This window comes from Chitinivibrio alkaliphilus ACht1, assembly GCF_000474745.1.
GTDB lineage: Bacteria > Fibrobacterota > Chitinivibrionia > Chitinivibrionales > Chitinivibrionaceae > Chitinivibrio > Chitinivibrio alkaliphilus.
Window position 1 is genome coordinate 67,416 of record NZ_ASJR01000002.1, and the last position, 17,819, is coordinate 85,234.

The window sequence follows — 17,819 nt, forward strand, 5'->3', positions numbered from 1 at the left end:
TTCACCGATACCTGCAAGAAAAAAAGAAGATCTTATACGGAGAGTTCTACCTCGTCTATATTTCCAAACTTTTTTCCGTGTGACAGGATGGGAGCAAGGTATTCAGAAAGGAATTCGTCGGTTTGCTCCGGTGCTCGCCCAATGAAATCTTTGAGATTCAGTATCCGCGCCATATCTGTATCGTTCATTTTAAACAGAGGGTCTGCCACAATACGTGCAAGCAGATCGTTTTCTTCTCCTTCAAGCTTTACGCGTTTTCCTGCTTCCATGGAGTGTACGCGAATTTGTTCATGTAGCTCTTGGCGGTCACCGCCTTTTTTAACAGCTTCCATGATAATGTTCTCCGTGGCCATGAAGGGGAGCTCTTCACGAAGATTTTTCTCAATAACTTTGGGGTACACCACGAGCCCCTTGGAAACGTTCAAGCCAATGGTAAGAATTGCATCGGTTGCAAGAAATGCTTCGGCTATGGCAAGGCGCTTGTTTGCTGAATCATCTAAGGTACGTTCAAACCACTGTTCTGCTGCAGTCATGGCAGGAGATGAGGCAAGGGATATGATAAAGCGTGCCAAGGCAGTCATGCGTTCACTGCGCATGGGGTTGCGTTTGTACGCCATGGCTGAGGAGCCTATCTGGTTTTTTGCAAAGGGTTCTTCAATCTCTTTACGATTTGCTAAAAGGCGAATATCATTTGCCATTTTGTGGATTGATTGGGCCACCCCAGAGAGAAGTGCCGAGATCTGTGCATCGATTTTTCGAGTGTACGTTTGGCCGCTCACAGGGAGTTTTCGTGAAAATCCCATCTTTTGGGTAATCATATCATCGAGTTGTTTTACCTTGGCATGGTCGCCATTGAAGAGGTTGAGAAAGCTCGCTTGTGTTCCCGTGGTGCCTTTGGCCCCACGAAAAGGAAGGGTCTCATAAAACCGGATGAGATCTTCTAAATCCATGGATAAATCAAGAATCCAGAGGGTTGCCCGCTTTCCTACAGTGGTACACTGTGCCGGTTGGTAATGAGTAAAACCAAGGGTGGGGAGATTTTTATATTCCCGGGCAAACTCACTTAAGGCGTCAATCAGCATGGTGAGTCGCTGGATAATCAGTCGGGTGGCTTCTTTAATCTGAATAATATCAGTGTTGTCGCCGACAAAAGCACTGGTTGCTCCAAGGTGAATAATGGGACGCGCTGTGGGGCAGGCCTCCCCATAGGTGTGTACGTGGGACATGACATCGTGGCGCGTTTTCTTTTCCCACTCCGCAGCTCGCGCAAAATCAATTGTTCCGGCCTGTTCCTTCATTTCTGTAATTTGCGCATCCGTAATGGGGAGCCCCAGCTCCTGTTCAGCTTCAGCCAAGGCAATCCATATTTTTCGCCACGTGCCAAATTTAAAATCGTGAGAAAAAAAGTATGACATTTCTCGTGAGGCGTATCGCTCAATAAGGGGGCTTGCATATTGGGATGTATCCATCTCTCTGTCTCCTCTCCAATGAAATTTTGTATAAAATATGTTGTGCCTTCAGATTGGCTCTTATTTGTTTTTGAAAAACATTCATAAAGTGTTTTAATGTGCGAAGCACCGTTATATATCTTTAGACTGAAAATATCACAGGAGGGCTGACAGTATGGATATTCCTGCGTTGCATTTAATTATGGATTCCGGAGCAATGGCAAAGGCTGTGCTTCTTCTATTACTCATCTTCTCTGTTTTTTCCTGGGGGATTATTGTTAATCGTTTTTTTGTACTCGCCTCGGTGCGACGACACAATAAACGGTTTATTTCATTTTTTTCATCCTTGGAAAGTATTCGCGATTTGAGTTCCGTTGCCCATGATAGTGCCGAGTCTCCTGCGGGAGAATTGGGGCGCATGACCGTGGAGGAGTTTAAACGAATTATTCGTGATGCTCGGTTGCATAAGGGGGTCAGTGATTGGTCATTCTATTTGCAAAATCAATTTTACATGGCTCGGGAACGTCTTGATGCAGAAGTGGGACGCCTTGCGCGAAAACAGGATTGGGGACTCTACCTTCTGGCCGTGGTGAGTAGTGTGGCACCCTTTCTGGGGCTCTTCGGAACGGTGTGGGGTATTATGCTTGCGTTTTATGAAATAGGAGAACAGGCTTCAGCAAACCTTGCTGTTGTTGCTCCGGGTATTTCTGCTGCTTTGATTACTACCATTGTGGGGCTTGCCGTGGCTATTCCGGCGGTTGTTTTTTATAATATTTTCAACCATAAAGTCGAAAGAATAGAGGATGAGTTAGAGGAGTTTAGCGATCATCTATTGCTAAACCTGAAGCGGGAGCTTTTTAATATGCTCTATGCAAAGGGGAAAAAGGACACTGCTCATGAACAAACGACGTAAGAGACGCCGCAATAAATCGATCAGTGAGTTAAATATAACAAATCTGGTTGATGTGGTTTTTGCCCTGCTTATCATATTTATGATAACAGCCCCCATGATGACACAGGGGGTGCAGGTTGATTTGCCGGATACTGAGTCAGAAGCTGTTGAGCTTCCAGAGCGAGTAATACAGGTGGTGGTTACCAAGGAGCAAGATATCTATATAGACGAACGACCCGTTTCGCTTCGTTCCTTTTCCCGCGAGTTTGCACAGGTGTTTGCGGGAGATCTGGCTACACCGGTCTATCTCAGTGCTGACAGGGAGGTTCCGTACGGGGTTGTTATGCGCCTCATTTCAGAAATTCAAAATGCGGGGGTGGTTAACCTCGGTTTTTTAACAGAGCCTTTAAAAGAGGATTAGGTGGTGAAACGGACCCTTATTACTAAGGCAGATCCGCAGGAAAAGGGGGTTGTATTCTCCTTTGTGGTTGCTTCTTTTATATTGCACCTCTTGCTTATCGGTATTATTCCTGTGGCAATGCTTCTGTTTCATCGTCCGCAACAGTACGAACGACCTCAGACCTTTTCTCTGTTGGAAGCTCCGCAGCCAGATCCCGAGCCTGAGCCGCAACCAGAGCCTGAGCCGGAACCTGAGCCGGAGCCGGAACCTGAGCCGGAGCCGGAACCAGAGCCTGAGCCGGAACCTGAGCCGGAGCCGGAACCAGAGCCTGAGCCGGAACCTGAGCCTGAGCCGGAACCTGAGCCTGAGCCGGAACCTGAGCCGGAGCCGGAACCTGAGCCGGAGCCGGAGCCGGAACCTGAGCCGGAGCCGGAACCTGAGCCAGAGCCGGAACCTGAGCCAGAGGATGATATGCGGGATCTTGAAGAGCTTCTTGCTCGTCAAGATACAGAATCTGCGGCAGATGTTCAGGAAGTACAAGTGGAAGAGGGCTTTGCCTATGACTGGTATATTGCAAGTATTGTAAATCAAGTACGGCGGAATTGGCGTCCCACCGTACGTGATGAAAGTATATTTGTTGTTGTGGGCTTTACAATTGAGCGAAGCGGGTCATTTCGTGATCTTCGTGTGCTGGAAAGTTCTGGGAATCGTGTATTGGACCGACAAGCGATGCAAGCGGTGCAAAGGGTTGAACAGTTTCGCCCTCTTCCGTCAGGCTATCGTGAGCCGGAGCTCCGTGTGGTGTATCGATTAATTCCGGAGGTATAATATGAAGGAAAATAGAGTTATAACGAGTGGGCTGTATGCTCTGTGGGTTCTCCTGTTAAGCAGTGTTGTTGTGATAGCGCGAGAAGTGCATGTTGAGTCACGTATGTTAGAAGATGACGCCGTTGGTATTGCTGTGTTTCCCTTTGAGAATCGTGGGGATATATCACTTACTGAAAATCGCCCCGATGAGATTATGGCAGCCAATATGGATTTTTCTCCTCGGTTTCGATATTTTGAATCGGTGCAGGAGTTTGATACGCTTGTGTTTCAGGATAGTCTTATTGCCATGTACCTTGATGGGTATTATCGTATTGAGAATGATACCATCGATCTAACGGTGCGCTTGGTTGATGCTTTTCGTGATGATGTGATACAGCAGCGTCGGTATCGATATACCGCTACGGGAGCGCGACGCGTGGCGCATCGTTTTTCTGATACGGTGTACGAACGATTATTTGGAGAAACAGGGCCGTTTAGCAGTTACATCTACTATGTTGACCGGGATGAACGGGGCCGTAATATTTTTCGTATTGATTACGATGGTCATAATCAACGTGTTGTGACACGAGGTGAACTTAATATTATGCCTGCTTTTGGAGTAGAGGGCGATCTTTTTTGGATTGGATATGAACGGGGTAAGGCAGATCTCTATGCCGGGAATCTCCGTGATGGTACGCGAAAACCTCTTTTCGCATCTCGACGGGTTGAGTCGTCCCCATCGTACTGCCCCAGTAGTGATCGGGTTGCCTTTGCCTCCTCTCATCGGGGGAGCATGGATATCTATTCTATTCGCCGCGATGGTACGGGTTTGAGGCACCTTGCACATTCTCCGGGCATTGATATTGCTCCGTCGTGGTCTCCCAACGGGTACCGACTTGCCTTTATTTCAGATCGGAGTGGGACTCCACAAATCTATACCGTGACCCGTGATGGTGAATCGGTGGAGCGAATTACCTATGGAGGAACCTACTACGACTCCCCTGCCTGGTCTCCTCAAGGAGACTATCTCGCCTATACATCTCGCCGCGATGGTCGCTTTGATGTGTTTATGAGTGCAGCAGATGGAAGTGGTGAAGTGAATCTTACAAAGGAGCTACCGGGAAACCATCAGTATCCCTCGTGGTCTCCCGATGGAGCGCATGTAGCATTTCAAACGCAGCATGCAGGTGCAAGTAATATTTGGCTGATTCGTGTTGAAGACGGAGCGGCTGTAAAAATAACAACCAGTGGTTCTGGGGGCATGCCCGCATGGACTCGAGGTAACTAAAAAGGAGTTTGCTATGAAAGCAAAAGGGTTTCTACTAAGTGTGCTTGTGTTTTTCCTCTTATTCTTGGGAGGGTGTGGTCGTGATACAGGGGTTGTTGATGACATCGATATGGATCCTGTAGAAGAGTCGGTTGTTCCTGAGGAAGAGCCCTTAGATACGGCTGACTGGGATGAAGTGGATACAACAACCCTTGAACCGGTAGATATGGATTCCTTAGCTGCTGAGTATCTTCAAACGATTTATTTTGACTTTGATGACTACAGCTTGAATAATACAGGGCGAGAAAAGGCTATTGCTGCAGCGGAATTTCTGCTCGACCATGATACAATTCGAATTCGTTTGGATGGGCATTGTGATGAGCGAGGAAGTTCGGAATACAATATGGCCTTGGGTGAACGTCGCGCCGAAGCAGTATACGCAATATTTATGAGTTATGGTGTACCTGAAAACCGTGTAGAGGTTACGTCCTTCGGTAAAGAGTCTCCTGCTGAGTTTGGTTGTACTGATTCTGAATGTCACCAATTGAATCGTCGTGTTGAAATGACACAGATACGAAGGTAGGATATGATGAGGTTGATGGGAACTTTTTTGATACTGGTTTTCCTCACGGGGTGCGCGAACATCACTGTCTTGCGTACACAGGAAATAGAGCGTATTACTGCGCAGGAACGTGATTCCGTAGTGCACGTATATGAGGAGCGCATGGATAGTTTGGAGCGCCAGAATCGTCGGGATCAAGTTGCGCTCAATGATGTATTGCGCCGCCTTGAAGCAAAGATTGATCGTATGGCTAATAACTTAAATGAGAGCAATATGAAGATGTCTGCCATAGCTGAGCAAACCGGTGTGATTACAAAACATTGGGAAGAGCGGGCTCGAAGAGACTCTCTTGAAGCAGCCATTGCCGAAAATGAACGTCGTGCCCTTATTCGTCAAGGCGTAGAGGCGTTTCGCAGTGGAGATTTTGATTTAGCCTTGGAAGATTTTGAGCTGTACCGTGAGACCTATCCTGAAAGCGATGACGCCGTAAGGGCATATTATAAAAGTGCGGAAAGTCTCTTTCACCTAGAGGAGTATGAAGCCGCGGAGGAGCTTCTTAAGGAGTTCTTCAATGAGCACCGTGAAAGTGAATATGCTCCTCGAGCACTATTTCGCCTCGGTCAGACTTACGAAAAGCGTGGGGAAGAACAACGAAGTTCCTTTGTCTTTGATCAATTGCGCGACCTTTTTCCCGAGAGTGATGCGGCGCAGCGTTTGAATGAAGATGGTGAATAGTATGAGGAAGGATATATGAATTTGGCCGGCCTATTGCACCTTCTTTTGGTATCGCCCGGGTTTTGGCTTGTTACGATCCGAGAGAAATCTCTTTTCGATTTGGGCCGGCTTTTGGCCTTAAGTGTTCTCTTCTTTTCTCTTCTTTCTTCTCTCTTAGCAATGCCGCGGATGTATCAACGTCTGCCTGAGGTTCTTGCTGGTGTGTTTTCTGAGGTCACTCTTCGTGATGGGCTGCTTCATTTTTCAGAAGAGACTCCACAAAACCCAAGCCCCCGGCAAAACATGTTGCTGCTCACAACACTTATGGATAAAAGAAGCTTTTACTATGTATATAATCGCGAAACCGTGGAGGATCTTTTTTCTCCGTCGCCGCTCCGCTTTGCGTCCCATGGAGTAGATTCTCTCGGGACGGGACTACAAGTAACACGCCATGGTCTTGTCCTCCCGGGAGATTCTACGAAGGCCCTATCATGGGTGCAGATATTCCCCGAAGGTAAGTTTTCCTTCTCTGAAGATGCACTTCGTAGCCGGGTATTCCATCATGTTATGCCTGCCCTTGTGGTGTTTTTTCTTCTTTTTACAGCTAATACCCTTTTTTTGATGGGGACGACCCTCTTTAACAGCTTGTTCCTCGGTGGGTTTATTCTTATTTTAGGACGGTACCTTCCCGAGGGTGGGTTGGGGAAATTGCTGCTCCTTTCACTTCTTTTTCCTCCTCTTCTCCATCCTCTTTTTACTCTGGCCGATGCGGGGTGGCAGTATTTTGGCAATATTACAATGATGATCATGGTTCTTGAAGTGTCCCGCGTATTATTTTACAGTCGAAGATTGTACGAGAAGGAGAATGATGAATAATTTGTTTAATATCCTTCAGAAAAAAGGGGATCCGCACAATATGGCGGGGCTTCTCACGGTTTATGCCCGTCTTGAAAATTCTGAAGAACTACCGCACAGCGAAGAGAATCGTATAGAAAATATTATTCAAAACGGCCTATTGGTGGCCCAAGGCAATTATAGAGATCAAAATAGTCTCCGAGATTTTCTCCGTCAGGAATTTGGTGGCGGGGGAGACGATGAAGAGGGGATGCATAAGTTTATCGAAAGCCTTGGTGGCATTGAAGGTGCCTTAGACCCGGATAAATTTCGCGATAAGCTGAAAGAGCTTGAATCTATGGAAGATTATATTCCAACACCCGCGAAGATGGTTGCCTTTTCTTCGGAAGAAGAGATACTTCATGAAGAGGGAGATATCTACTATCTGGGTGTGTTTAACAATACGGCAAATGCTAATTTAGCAGTAAATGCGATTACCATCCTGTATCAGGCGAAATACCGGGAAGCGCAGATCGTAAATGTTCGTGGTGAGATAGATTCCATGATCTCACAGTTAGAAACGGGCGGAGCGTATAAAACCGTACAGATTGCTCCGGAAGAGAGTGGTGATGTAAAGGGGGTTTTACTCCGAAAATTTATACCAGAGTTAATTCACTCGCGGGAAAACGACTCACTGCGCACAGATGTTGAAGAGGATGTACGACGGTTTCTTTCATGGTATGAGTATCCGGAAGATGTGGCTACAATCTTTGCCTTAACCCGCACCCCGTCCATGGGAGAAGATGAAAACCAGTATCTCTCACTCTTGGTAGAAAAGGTTGATGCTTTGGGGCGAGAAGATTTTGACCGTGCTGCGATGATTATGAGCAAAATTCGAGATGTTCGAGGCGCTGAAGATGCATAAAAAATGGGTGCGCCATGGACTTTTCCTTGTACTCCTTCTCTGCGGAATCTTTGTATATTTTAACAGCAATTTTCAGCACAGTCCGTATGAATTTTCAGACCCCTCCGGGCAGATCGATCGATCTGTGGCTGCGCAGATTACTCGTGATATGGCCATTCTCTATGAAGAACATGGGTATCGTTTTTTTATCTCCGTACTTGATACATCTTTTGAACGCTTCAACGAAAAATCAGCCCAAGAGTACTTTAATGAGCGGACGTCCTCCCCCGAGGAACCATGGTTTGGCCTTGTTTTCTTGAGCGAAGGAACATTGTACACAACGGCCTCGCCAGAGCTTCAGCGCCGTATTGATCTTGAAGAGCTGGAGATACATAAAAGTATGTCTCGCATTGAGGCTGCACAGACAAATGTCTCCCGGGGGCTCTATCATTTCTTTATCAATGCGGTAGATCTCATAGCCCGATATGAAGGAGTAGAGCTTGCTACATTTTTAACACCTTCCCGAGATTTTTTCGCCATGCGACTGCATCTTCGCCGTTGGTTTTTATTCTATTTTCTCTCTGCTGGTCTTTTGCTTCTCTTTATGCTCTTATGGCAGGGGCGAAGAAAAGACTGCCTTCCCGAAGGTGACACCGCCTTATTATTTGGGGGGGTGTCCTTTGCAAGATCCCGGGAAAAGCACGTTTTTTCAGCTCTTATGGAATACCGGAAAACCTATGATAGCAGTGCTATTCTTCTTGAAGCTGAAGCAGTAACAAAGCAGTTGGTTGAACATTTCGGAGACACCTTAGTGTCTGTTGTTCTTGTTGGCAATGATGCGCTCTTAAACCGTCTTGCGGGCAACAAACCGCTGCTTCTTGTTGTTACATCCTCTTGGGGGGGGGAACATATCTCCACCCTTGATGGAGTGTGTCGTTCTCATGGGGTAGTAGAAGAGGCGCAACTTCTTTTCTTGGAAGAGTCAGAACTTTCCTACGTACGCACTGTGTATCCTCTCGATTTTCTGTATACACAGGAGCGTGCTCATTTGCTCTGGGGCCAAGATCTCTATACTGGAATAGAGCTTTCTCATGAAGAAATTCGGACCCATCTCTTAGCCCGATGTGTACAGACAGTCTCTTTTTTGCGACGTGCAGAGGTTTGTAAGGATATGCCAGCCCTCGTGCTACTGTATGCGATGCAGCAATATCTTATTATTTTTCGTGGGATCTTATACCTTCGTGGCATTCATAAATATACTGAATGGAGTTGGATTGTCTCCGTTGTGGAAAGCAGCTGTTCTATCAAAGATTCCTCCTTTTCTGAGGCTGTGGCTGCGGTAAGTGCAAACCGTTTTGATGAGGCTGAGCAACTTGTGCCTCGATTGATCGCAGCTACACGCCAAACTATCGAAAAAATTAGAGAGATGTAACGAGTGGTTATGGAATATACGCACGGTGATATTCAGGGTGTCCAAGAAGGCATTATTGTGGCTGACACGTCCGGTAAGGTTGAATATGTAAATAGTAAAGTGTGCGAGATGCTCTTGTTTAGTCGAGACCAATTGGTGGAGCAACCTGTGACGGATATTGTGTATGACCGCACATTTCGACAGGAGTGGGATCATTTGGTGAGAGCCTTAGAGAGCGGAGAGAGTGTCGAGCGTCCTGAGATACGACTTGTTTGTAAAAATGGTGCCTTTGTACAGGTTAATATGACCTGTACTCTTATGAAGAATCCTGCTCGCGGTGAAAACTGGATTGTTTTTTATTTGATCGATATCAGCAAGGAAATTTCCACTACTAAGGAGCTTGAACGCCGAAACCGCGAGCTCACTCGAGAAAATTCGAAATTAGTAAAAGAGAGCACTAATTTTAGGCGTATTAGTGAGTTGAAAACAAAGTTTCTTGGCATTGCGTCTCACGAGTTAAAAACGCCCTTAACGTCCATAAAAGGATATTCAGAATTACTTATTGATAATATGAGCGACGAGTTGACGCCGCAGGTTGAAAAGATGTTGCGTCGTATCAAAAAAGCGGCTGACAAACTTCATAATGTAATTAATGACATGTTGGATGTCTCCCGTATTGAACAGAATCGATTGCGTCTTAAGCCGGAAACCGTTGATCTGGAAAAAATTCTTCGCGATGCGATTCAGGATTTGGGGCATTTCATCGGGAAACGAAATATTGGTGTTGAGGTTGACATTGAGTCTGCTCTTCCCGATTATTACGGAGATGAGATTCGCCTGCATCAAGTTTTTACAAATTTAATGAGTAATGCCATAAAATACTCTCCTGACCATACGGTTGTGACGTGCTCCATTGCTGTTCGTGACGGTGCTTTTCATATTTGTATCAAAGACGAAGGAATCGGCATTGATGAGAGTGAGTACGATAAAATATTTACCCCATTCTACGAGGTGTCTCACGCGGCAAATCACTGTAGTAGTCACGTGAAATACATGGGGGGTGGCACCGGTCTTGGTCTTTCCATTGTGAAAGGCATTATTCAGCGTCATGGCGGTGAAATTTGGGTCGAAAGCAATGGTACGAAGAGAGAAAGCTGCGCTCAGGGGAGTGAATTCAATATTCAACTTCCCCTTGATTCCCAAATTCCCTGGGATGATGACGAGACACGAATGATGCATCTGAATTCTATTATGAATCAGCCCATTATCTCTTCGGGAAAGTATGGAGTCCTTCCTCACGACAGGGATGATTCTACTGAGAGCGAAGCAAAAAAACAGAAGATTTTGATTATTGATGATGATGCTGAGACCATTGAAATCTGTCGGGTTCTTTTAGAAGAGCAGTATACCCTCCTCACCTGTGCCACAGGCGAGATCGGCCTTCGAATGGCCTTTGAAAATAATCCAGACCTCATACTGTTGAATATCTACCTGCCCGGTTTGGCGGGAGATCTTACTTGTCGGATATTAAAATCCCAGGGAGAAACCAAGAAAATCCCCGTGGCATTTTTCTCAGCTGCAACGCAGGATAATGAAATAGAACAGGCTTACGCCTCGGGGGGAGATGATTTCATCATAAAACCCTTTAATAACGCAGAGTTAATTGATAAAGTTCGGGGGTTGCTCAATCCTCAAGGGGCTTTTTTCAAGGGAGAGTCATGAAACAGCACCATCATAGTAATCGTCAAGAAAGTACCGAATATGCAGGGGTGCTTCTTCCTCTTGCTGGTACGGAGTATTACCATGACTCACTTCCTCTTACAGCCTCAGGGAAGATAACCGAATGCGTTGCGCAGGCGGTGTCTACACAAAAAAAACTGCTCTTGGCGCCTCCCCTTTCTTTCACATATAATACACCCCTGCATGGATATGCCGGTGTGGTGGGAGTACGCAAAAAAAACTGTTGCGAAAATAATTTTAGAGCTTGCCCTGGGATATTATTCTATGGGTATGTCCCATATAACCGTACTTGAACAGAGTGTTTTTGCACCACTCATTGGTGTTTGCTTTTTTTCAAAAATATCGCAAGATTCTCCCCGAATCCATGACTGTTGAGTTTATTTCATGGCAGGATCTACCGGCTGTTCGAGCAGGGGTTCGTCAGCGGTTTTCTCGTCTTACAGAGCTGTGGCGAAGCGAAGCTGCTGTAAGGCTTTTGTATCGGGAGCTTTGTGACAAAACGGTGGAAATTGAAAAAAACGGGAACGTCCTCTTACCAAAAGATATTTTCCAACGATGGAAAAAACGAGGAATGGACCCTCATAAATTGACAACGTATACAGCGACCTACAGCCTTTCGCAATGGGATCGTCTAATTGATGATACCCCCTTATTTCCAGAGGTTGTAGAGGCTGTAAACGAGGCTATTCAAATATAAACGTGGAGCGCGGTGTTATGGCATTTCGATTTATTCAAAAGCTGAAAAGTCCTGAAGAGATAAAAGAACAGATCCCCCTTGGGGCAGATCTAGTGGCATTGAAACAAAAAAATGATCAGGTCCTTCGGGATATTTTTACGGGCAAAGATTCTCGCCTTGTGTGTATTATTGGTCCCTGTTCTGCCCATGATCCTGCTGCAGTTATGGAATACACCCATCGTCTTGCCCGTCTGCAAGAGGAAATTCGGGACTCTGTGATACTTGTTCCCCGAGTCTATACCAATAAACCGAGAACCCTTGGGGTTGGCTATAAGGGGTTATTGCATCAACCGGATCTTTCAAAGAAGCCCAGTATTGCCGAAGGAATACAGGCGATTCGTCAGCTTCATTGTCAGATTATTTCTGAAACACATCTTCCCTTGGCAGATGAGATGTTGTATCCCGAGAATCATAAGTATGTGGATGATCTCTTAAGCTATGTTGCCGTGGGGGCTCGTTCGGTAGAAAACCAAGAACATCGTCTTACGGCAAGTGGGGTGGATATTCCTGTGGGAATGAAGAATACCACGGGTGGTAATACAGAAATCATGCTTAATTCTGTAGAAGCAGCACAGGCACCGCACATCTTTGCCTTTGCCGGATATGAAGTAGAAACGAATGGAAATGATTTGGCTCATACAATCATGCGTGGGTTTCAACGCAAAAATGGTGAGCATGTCCCCAATTACCACTATGAAGATTTACATAAACTCGTGTCTGCCTACGGTAATCGTCAGGTGAAAAACCCCGGTATTATTGTAGATGCAAATCACTCCAATTCGGGAAAACGCTATGGAGAACAGCCACGTATTGTTCAGGAAGTACTAAATCATTGTGACTACTCTCCTGAAATCCGTGCAGCCGTTAAGGGCTTTATGGTGGAAAGCTTTCTTGTGGGAGGAAATCAAAAACCAGAGGGGACCACGTTTGGTCAGTCAATTACCGACCCCTGTTTGGGATGGGATGAGACCGAGGCACTTCTTCGGAGTATGGCTGAACGACATTGATGTCCATGCCGTGTCCCTGTTGTAAGGGTATTCTGACAAAGAAAGAGTATGGCTGGGAATGTTCCCACTGTTCTTTCAAGATACCCTATGTGTATCGTCAAGTGCGTCTTCGGCAGGACGATGTATCTGCCTTGGTGCACGAAGGAAAAACACCCTGGCGGGGTGAGTGGAAAACACGACGAGGCCGAACTTGTCAGGGAAGGTTACTTGTAAGTAAGGAGTATACGCTTCAGTTTCAGGGGCGTCGCTTTCCCGCAGCCCCATGTCCTCTGTGCGGAAGTACCTTGTATGTGGCTGACGCGTATCTTTTTTGTGAACACTGCTCTTTTATTCTTTTTCGCAAGATTGCTTCCCGAACTCTTACGCCGAATGAACTCCGTGATCTCTTGAATCGTCGTAGGACAGATATTCTATCGGGATTCCTCAGTCGAGAGACCGGGAAGTTTTTTTCGTGTCGTCTCTGCTTGGAGCAAGACGGAACAGTGCGCTTTGATTTTGAATAAATGCTTTTTTATCCACAAAGAAGACGCTACCCCGTATATTATACACATGGAGTAGTCTTGGGGAGGTGACCGATGAAAGGTCTGATGATTCTTATCTACATTCTCTTTGTCTCCTGTCGGCAGGACGTCTCTCACGAAGCACCATACGGTAGCTCTGTGCCGCTGAATTATCGTATTGCACCCCGTGACACGGTGGTGTCACTGTCTGTTCCGGTGGCGGGGGTATTTACGCAGGCGCAGCCTGTACGGGCACCACGTTCAGGTCGTCTTACGGGGCACTCTATTCCTTTAGGTGCTGTGAATGAGCAGGAGTTATTACTTTTGTGGGAACAGCATGCGGTGTATGGAAAAAAATAGAGCAGTATTCCACAGAGAAAAAAATTGCACGATTACACTATGTCAATGCAGAGCAGCTTGCTACACAAGAGCGAATTTCGCGGCGGGAATATCTGCAGGCAAAGAAACGCTTTCAAGAGACAGAAGCACTGCTTCGGGAATATCGTCTCCGTCAGAGACACGCACGACTTGTGGCTCCTCATGAAGGATACTTTCTACCCGCAGAGAATGTGTATCCCCATGGGTATGTAGCGGAAGGAGAGGTGGTTGGTCAAACTATGCCAGAAACAGAATTTATGCTCACTTTTTCTCTGGAGGAGTATGTTTTAGAGCAAATTGATACACTTTTTCTTCAAAGGGTGCACGGTGATACGCTTCACGCTTTTTCCACATCACATATTCAGGGAGAGGGAAGCCGACGTACCGCCCGTGTTGCTCCCCCTGCTAATAAAATGGAACGCTGGAACAATACGGATTCTCTCCGGCTGACAGGAGCACTTACCCATACTGATGTTGTACCGCTATCATCAGAGTTGCTGCTCTCTCGCACCCCCGCTCTTGTCGCCCACGTCGACACAACGGGGGCAGTAGATGTCCGTGAGGCATTTCCCCTTTCTCCCGGTGGAGATCTCTTTGGTATTTCTTCACAGGACACCCTTTCCATAGCGATTCCTCATATATTGAAAGATTGGAAGAGTCAAAATAAAGTAGTGAAGTAATCGTAATGAGCATAGAAGACATATCAGTAAGGAGAGTAAGAACGAATGGAACGTGACATTTCTCGTATCACCGATACGGTGCAGGAAAACAGCAGTTTTGTATCCAGAATCCGGCAGGAAATGAGCCAAGTTGTTGTGGGCCAGGAGAATATGGTTGATAAGCTTCTTACAGCCCTCATTGCGGATGGACATATCCTCTTGGAAGGCCTGCCTGGTCTTGCGAAAACCCTCTCTATTTCAACCTTGGCTCGTATTGTAAATACGGGGTTTAAGCGATTGCAGTTTACCCCAGATCTGCTGCCCGCAGACTTGATCGGTACAATGATTTATGACCAAAAGAACGGTGAGTTTGTACCGAAGAAAGGCCCTCTCTTTTCCAACTTTATTCTTGCTGATGAGGTAAACCGAGCTCCTGCGAAGGTGCAGTCGGCGCTTCTTGAGGCAATGCAGGAACGGCAAGTAACCATTGGAGATACGACCTATGCCTTAGAACAACCCTTTCTTGTTATGGCGACACAAAACCCGGTAGATCAAGAGGGAACATATCAGCTCCCCGAAGCACAGGTTGACCGTTTTATGCTTAAGGTGAAAATAACATATCCATCGCGGGATGAGGAGATGGCTATTTTACGTACTATGAGCTCTCCCGATCGTCCTCAGATAGAACCGGTTGCATCCGTAGAGGATATTCTTGCTGCCCGAAGTGTTATTCCAAAAATCTATATGGATCCGCGTGTAGAAGAGTATCTCATCGATTTGGTTATGGCAACGCGGTCTCCCAAGGAATATGGCCTTGCTGATTTTTCCGAGTATATTGAGTATGGTGCATCACCGCGGGGGACCCTCGCTTTGGCAAAATGTGCACGGGTTACCGCTTTTTTACATGGCCGTGGATATGTAACTCCTGAGGATATTAAGTCTGTGGGGTTTGATGTGCTGAACCACCGTATTGCCACTACCTATGAAGCAGATGCTGAAAATGTTGTCTGTGAAGATATTGTGCGCGCAGTATTCGATTCTATCGAGGTACCGTAAATGCTTCCCCGTGAGGTTTTGCGGTCTGTCCGCAGGATAGAGATTACAACTCGCTCCATGGTAGATTCAATCATGGGGGGAGAGTACAAAACGGTGTTTAAAGGTAACGGCATGGAATTTGCCGATGTTCGACCCTATATTGAGGGAGATGATGTTCGATCTATCGACTGGAATGTCACAGCTCGTACGGGGGAGCCTTACATAAAGAAAAATGAGGAAGAGCGAGAACTGACCGTCCTTTTGGCCATAGACATGTCTGCCAGTGAAGATTTTGGTACCCGTGTACATTTTAAAAGTCGTATGATTGCGGAGCTCGGAGCACTCTTGGGGTTTTCTGCCATACGAAATAATGACCAGGTGGGCCTTGTGCTTTTTACAGATCGTATTGAACGATTCATCCCGCCTCGGAAAGGGCGCAAGCATGTATTGCACCTCATTCGAGAGTTGCTTTATTTTCGTCCTCGTGGTACGGGGACAGATATTACAGCAGCTTTACGGTATATAAATTCTATCCAAAAGCGAAAGGCTGTTTTGTTTCTTGTTTCTGACTTTCTTTCGGAATTTTCCTATGAAAGATCACTCCAGGCGACGGCAAGACGTCATGATCTTATTGCGGTGACGGTGGAGGATCGGCGCGAATACGAACTTCCCGCAATGGGACTTGTTGATCTTGTTGACCCCGAAACGGGAAAAAAATGCGTGATAGATACGGGGAGTCGTCGCGTGCGGGACGCCTTTGCCCGTAAAGCTGCCTTACACCGCGAAAAACGGCAGGCTCTTTTGAAGAAAAATCGTATTGATACCTTTAGTATTGATACGGAACGGGGCTATGCCGAACCGCTCATTTCTTTTTTCCATAGACGTGAAGTGCGTGCATGAAAGCCCCGGAGACAGCAACGTCTCCGGGGAGTAACTTACTCGTTTGTGGGAATGTTGAATATGAGATCCATGTTCAGCGCAATTCCAGAAGTGGTCTCGTCGTCTTCACCAGGAGTTGAAAAGACTTGTTCGAGGAATGCCGCATTGGCATGAAGCTCCATACGTCCATCGTTAAAATGTCCTCGGAGCCCTGTGGCTATATTTCTTGTACGTACTTCTGTTTGGTACTCTTCCCACGGTGCATACCGAAACCGTTGGCTCTCTGTGCGAGCATCAGTGATGTATGATCCAAAATCAGAACTATACCATGAGCGGTTCAGGCTGTTTTCTTGCTTGAGAAGAAAAGAAAAATCTATATAGAGACGATTATCTTGGGAAAAATCTGTGCCAGACATATTGTGGATTCCCAAGGAAAACCCCGTATTAAAACGGTGATACCCATCATTATCATCCACGTCATGCTGAAGTTCTTCCCCGGTGAGATCAAGATTTAAGGTGCTAAACTGATATTCGGAGAAAAGATCCAAGGCAGGGGTAAGGTGTATGGAGAAGCCCGTTCCTGCAGAGAAAGAGGTTTCGCGCCAGTCATACCCTGATATTTCGCCGTTGTATGAAAAAGGGTAGTTGTCTGATCCAGGTACCATCCTGCGTTTACTGGCGTGGGTAATGCCCAGCTCAACGGCGGGAGAGAAGAGTCGCTCACCACCAAAGGTATCAAGGTAGAGTCCCCAGATACTTTTAAGATGCGCCGTGAGAGAGTCCGTTACCAAGGCATCGGCATCATCAATTTTGTCAGGTCGAATCTCGGTTTGAATTGTATTGTCGAGGGGGATGAAAGATCCGCTTGAGGCGTCATTTCGTGCTGAATAGACAAAATTACTACGAGCATAGGTAAGGCCAAAGCTTCCCTTATAGGGGCTGAGGTTGTCCTTAATTTCTAATACGGTAGATACGCGGGGGAACTCTATATCGAAAAAGGCATCCCGCATGGGATTGGCATTGCTTCGGTTTTCATGGTCTAAGGAATCATATCGAGCAGAAAGACCACCGGAAAACGTGAGAGTTGCTATTTCATGTATCACCGTCCCCATCATTACTTCAAGATTGTCCAAATGGTAGTAATTCCGGGTGCTTTCACTGGTGCTTTCTTCTACCCGACCCGCAGCACCATCAAAATCAAAGCCGAATCGAAACGATTCATCCTCTGCTTGGGAGATCCAGGAAACCCCAAAGTCATGTTTTATGGTAGAAAGCTCTTCTGCCCCGGAAGGGGTACGTTTTGCTGGGGTAATACCGTAATAGACAGAGAAGTACTTTTCCCCGGGGGTACCAACCATAAAATGCGGCGCAAGAATGGAGTTGCTTGTTATGTCTTGGTCATCACTGTCTATAGATAGGTTTCTCCACTGTAAGGCTGTTATGATCGGAGTCGTACGAGTGTCTAAGAGCCCGGTTACAAGGCCAAAATGGTCGTAGGTATTGTAGTTTTTCCGATCGGTAATGGTACGATCATAGGTTGCCCGACTTCGTTGTTGTACCCGACTGCTTCGCCCTTTGGGTAAAACTTCTTTTGCGGAAATAATTGTTGCACCTATGAGGAGGAGCAACATGGCTGTTTTTCTCAT

Annotated in this window: 20 protein-coding genes; 18 read left to right on the top strand and 2 right to left on the bottom strand. The window is 46.4% G+C overall.

The genetic code is table 11. From position 1 onward, the window contains the following. Positions 1-32 precede the first annotated feature (32 nt). Complete coding sequence (gene purB / locus CALK_RS01220) at positions 33-1,469, bottom strand: adenylosuccinate lyase (protein WP_022635813.1); 1,437 nt, start codon at positions 1,467-1,469, stop codon at positions 33-35. A 154-nt stretch (positions 1,470-1,623) separates the two neighbouring features. Here purB and CALK_RS01225 point away from each other — a divergent pair, with 154 nt between their 5' ends. The 18 genes from CALK_RS01225 to CALK_RS01310 all read left to right on the top strand — a co-directional run bounded on the left by CALK_RS01225 (position 1,624) and on the right by CALK_RS01310 (position 16,194). Next, positions 1,624-2,361 carry a MotA/TolQ/ExbB proton channel family protein gene (locus tag CALK_RS01225; RefSeq protein WP_022635814.1) on the top strand — a complete coding sequence of 246 codons (738 nt, stop codon included), beginning with the start codon at positions 1,624-1,626 and terminating at the stop codon, positions 2,359-2,361. After that, positions 2,345-2,761: an ExbD/TolR family protein gene (locus tag CALK_RS01230; RefSeq protein ID WP_022635815.1), complete on the top strand. Its 417-nt coding sequence runs from the start codon at positions 2,345-2,347 to the stop codon at positions 2,759-2,761. The genes CALK_RS01225 and CALK_RS01230 overlap by 17 nt, the downstream gene beginning before the upstream one ends. Then, positions 2,762-3,568 carry an energy transducer TonB gene (locus tag CALK_RS01235; RefSeq protein WP_022635816.1) on the top strand — a complete coding sequence of 269 codons (807 nt, stop codon included), beginning with the start codon at positions 2,762-2,764 and terminating at the stop codon, positions 3,566-3,568. 1 nt (position 3,569) lies between these two features. Further along, positions 3,570-4,835, top strand: coding sequence for a DPP IV N-terminal domain-containing protein (locus CALK_RS01240; protein WP_022635817.1), 1,266 nt, complete (start codon positions 3,570-3,572; stop codon positions 4,833-4,835). A gap of 13 nt (positions 4,836-4,848) precedes the next feature. Then, the gene (locus CALK_RS01245; protein WP_022635818.1) at positions 4,849-5,397 is read left to right on the top strand and encodes an OmpA family protein; all 549 of its coding nucleotides are present in this window, start codon (positions 4,849-4,851) and stop codon (positions 5,395-5,397) included. Between the two features lie 27 nt (positions 5,398-5,424). Then, positions 5,425-6,111 carry a tetratricopeptide repeat protein gene (locus CALK_RS01250; protein ID WP_162146685.1) on the top strand — a complete coding sequence of 229 codons (687 nt, stop codon included), beginning with the start codon at positions 5,425-5,427 and terminating at the stop codon, positions 6,109-6,111. A 15-nt stretch (positions 6,112-6,126) separates the two neighbouring features. Next, a complete protein-coding gene (locus tag CALK_RS01255; RefSeq protein ID WP_022635820.1) occupies positions 6,127-6,966 on the top strand; it encodes a hypothetical protein in 840 nt (279 codons plus the stop codon). Next, positions 6,959-7,849: a hypothetical protein gene (locus CALK_RS01260; RefSeq protein ID WP_022635821.1), complete on the top strand. Its 891-nt coding sequence runs from the start codon at positions 6,959-6,961 to the stop codon at positions 7,847-7,849. Before CALK_RS01255 ends, CALK_RS01260 begins: the two co-directional genes overlap by 8 nt. Beyond that, positions 7,842-9,260: a hypothetical protein gene (locus CALK_RS01265; protein WP_022635822.1), complete on the top strand. Its 1,419-nt coding sequence runs from the start codon at positions 7,842-7,844 to the stop codon at positions 9,258-9,260. Before CALK_RS01260 ends, CALK_RS01265 begins: the two co-directional genes overlap by 8 nt. 9 nt (positions 9,261-9,269) lie before the next feature. Then, on the top strand, positions 9,270-10,961 hold the full coding sequence (locus CALK_RS01270) for an ATP-binding protein (RefSeq protein WP_022635823.1): 1,692 nt from the start codon (positions 9,270-9,272) through the stop codon (positions 10,959-10,961). Continuing rightward, on the top strand, positions 10,958-11,272 hold the full coding sequence (locus CALK_RS01275) for a hypothetical protein (RefSeq protein ID WP_022635824.1): 315 nt from the start codon (positions 10,958-10,960) through the stop codon (positions 11,270-11,272). Before CALK_RS01270 ends, CALK_RS01275 begins: the two co-directional genes overlap by 4 nt. 11 nt (positions 11,273-11,283) lie before the next feature. Continuing rightward, positions 11,284-11,676 (top strand): hypothetical protein, encoded by a 393-nt coding sequence (locus tag CALK_RS01280; protein ID WP_034636176.1) that lies wholly within the window; start codon positions 11,284-11,286, stop codon positions 11,674-11,676. A gap of 17 nt (positions 11,677-11,693) precedes the next feature. Next, on the top strand, positions 11,694-12,722 hold the full coding sequence (locus CALK_RS01285) for a 3-deoxy-7-phosphoheptulonate synthase (RefSeq protein ID WP_022635826.1): 1,029 nt from the start codon (positions 11,694-11,696) through the stop codon (positions 12,720-12,722). Positions 12,723-12,727: 5 nt separating this feature from the next. Then, positions 12,728-13,225 (top strand): topoisomerase C-terminal repeat-containing protein, encoded by a 498-nt coding sequence (locus CALK_RS01290; protein WP_162146686.1) that lies wholly within the window; start codon positions 12,728-12,730, stop codon positions 13,223-13,225. Between the two features lie 72 nt (positions 13,226-13,297). Next, positions 13,298-13,582, top strand: coding sequence for a hypothetical protein (locus CALK_RS01295; RefSeq protein ID WP_022635828.1), 285 nt, complete (start codon positions 13,298-13,300; stop codon positions 13,580-13,582). Next, positions 13,549-14,280, top strand: a complete 732-nt coding sequence (locus CALK_RS01300; RefSeq protein WP_022635829.1) for a hypothetical protein — start codon at positions 13,549-13,551, stop codon at positions 14,278-14,280. The genes CALK_RS01295 and CALK_RS01300 overlap by 34 nt, the downstream gene beginning before the upstream one ends. A 45-nt stretch (positions 14,281-14,325) precedes the next feature. Beyond that, positions 14,326-15,315: an AAA family ATPase gene (locus CALK_RS01305; protein WP_022635830.1), complete on the top strand. Its 990-nt coding sequence runs from the start codon at positions 14,326-14,328 to the stop codon at positions 15,313-15,315. Then, on the top strand, positions 15,316-16,194 hold the full coding sequence (locus CALK_RS01310; protein WP_022635831.1) for a DUF58 domain-containing protein: 879 nt from the start codon (positions 15,316-15,318) through the stop codon (positions 16,192-16,194). A 35-nt stretch (positions 16,195-16,229) separates the two neighbouring features. Here the strand turns inward: CALK_RS01310 and CALK_RS01315 are convergent, their stop codons facing one another. Then, a complete protein-coding gene (locus CALK_RS01315) occupies positions 16,230-17,819 on the bottom strand; it encodes a hypothetical protein (RefSeq protein ID WP_034636179.1) in 1,590 nt (529 codons plus the stop codon).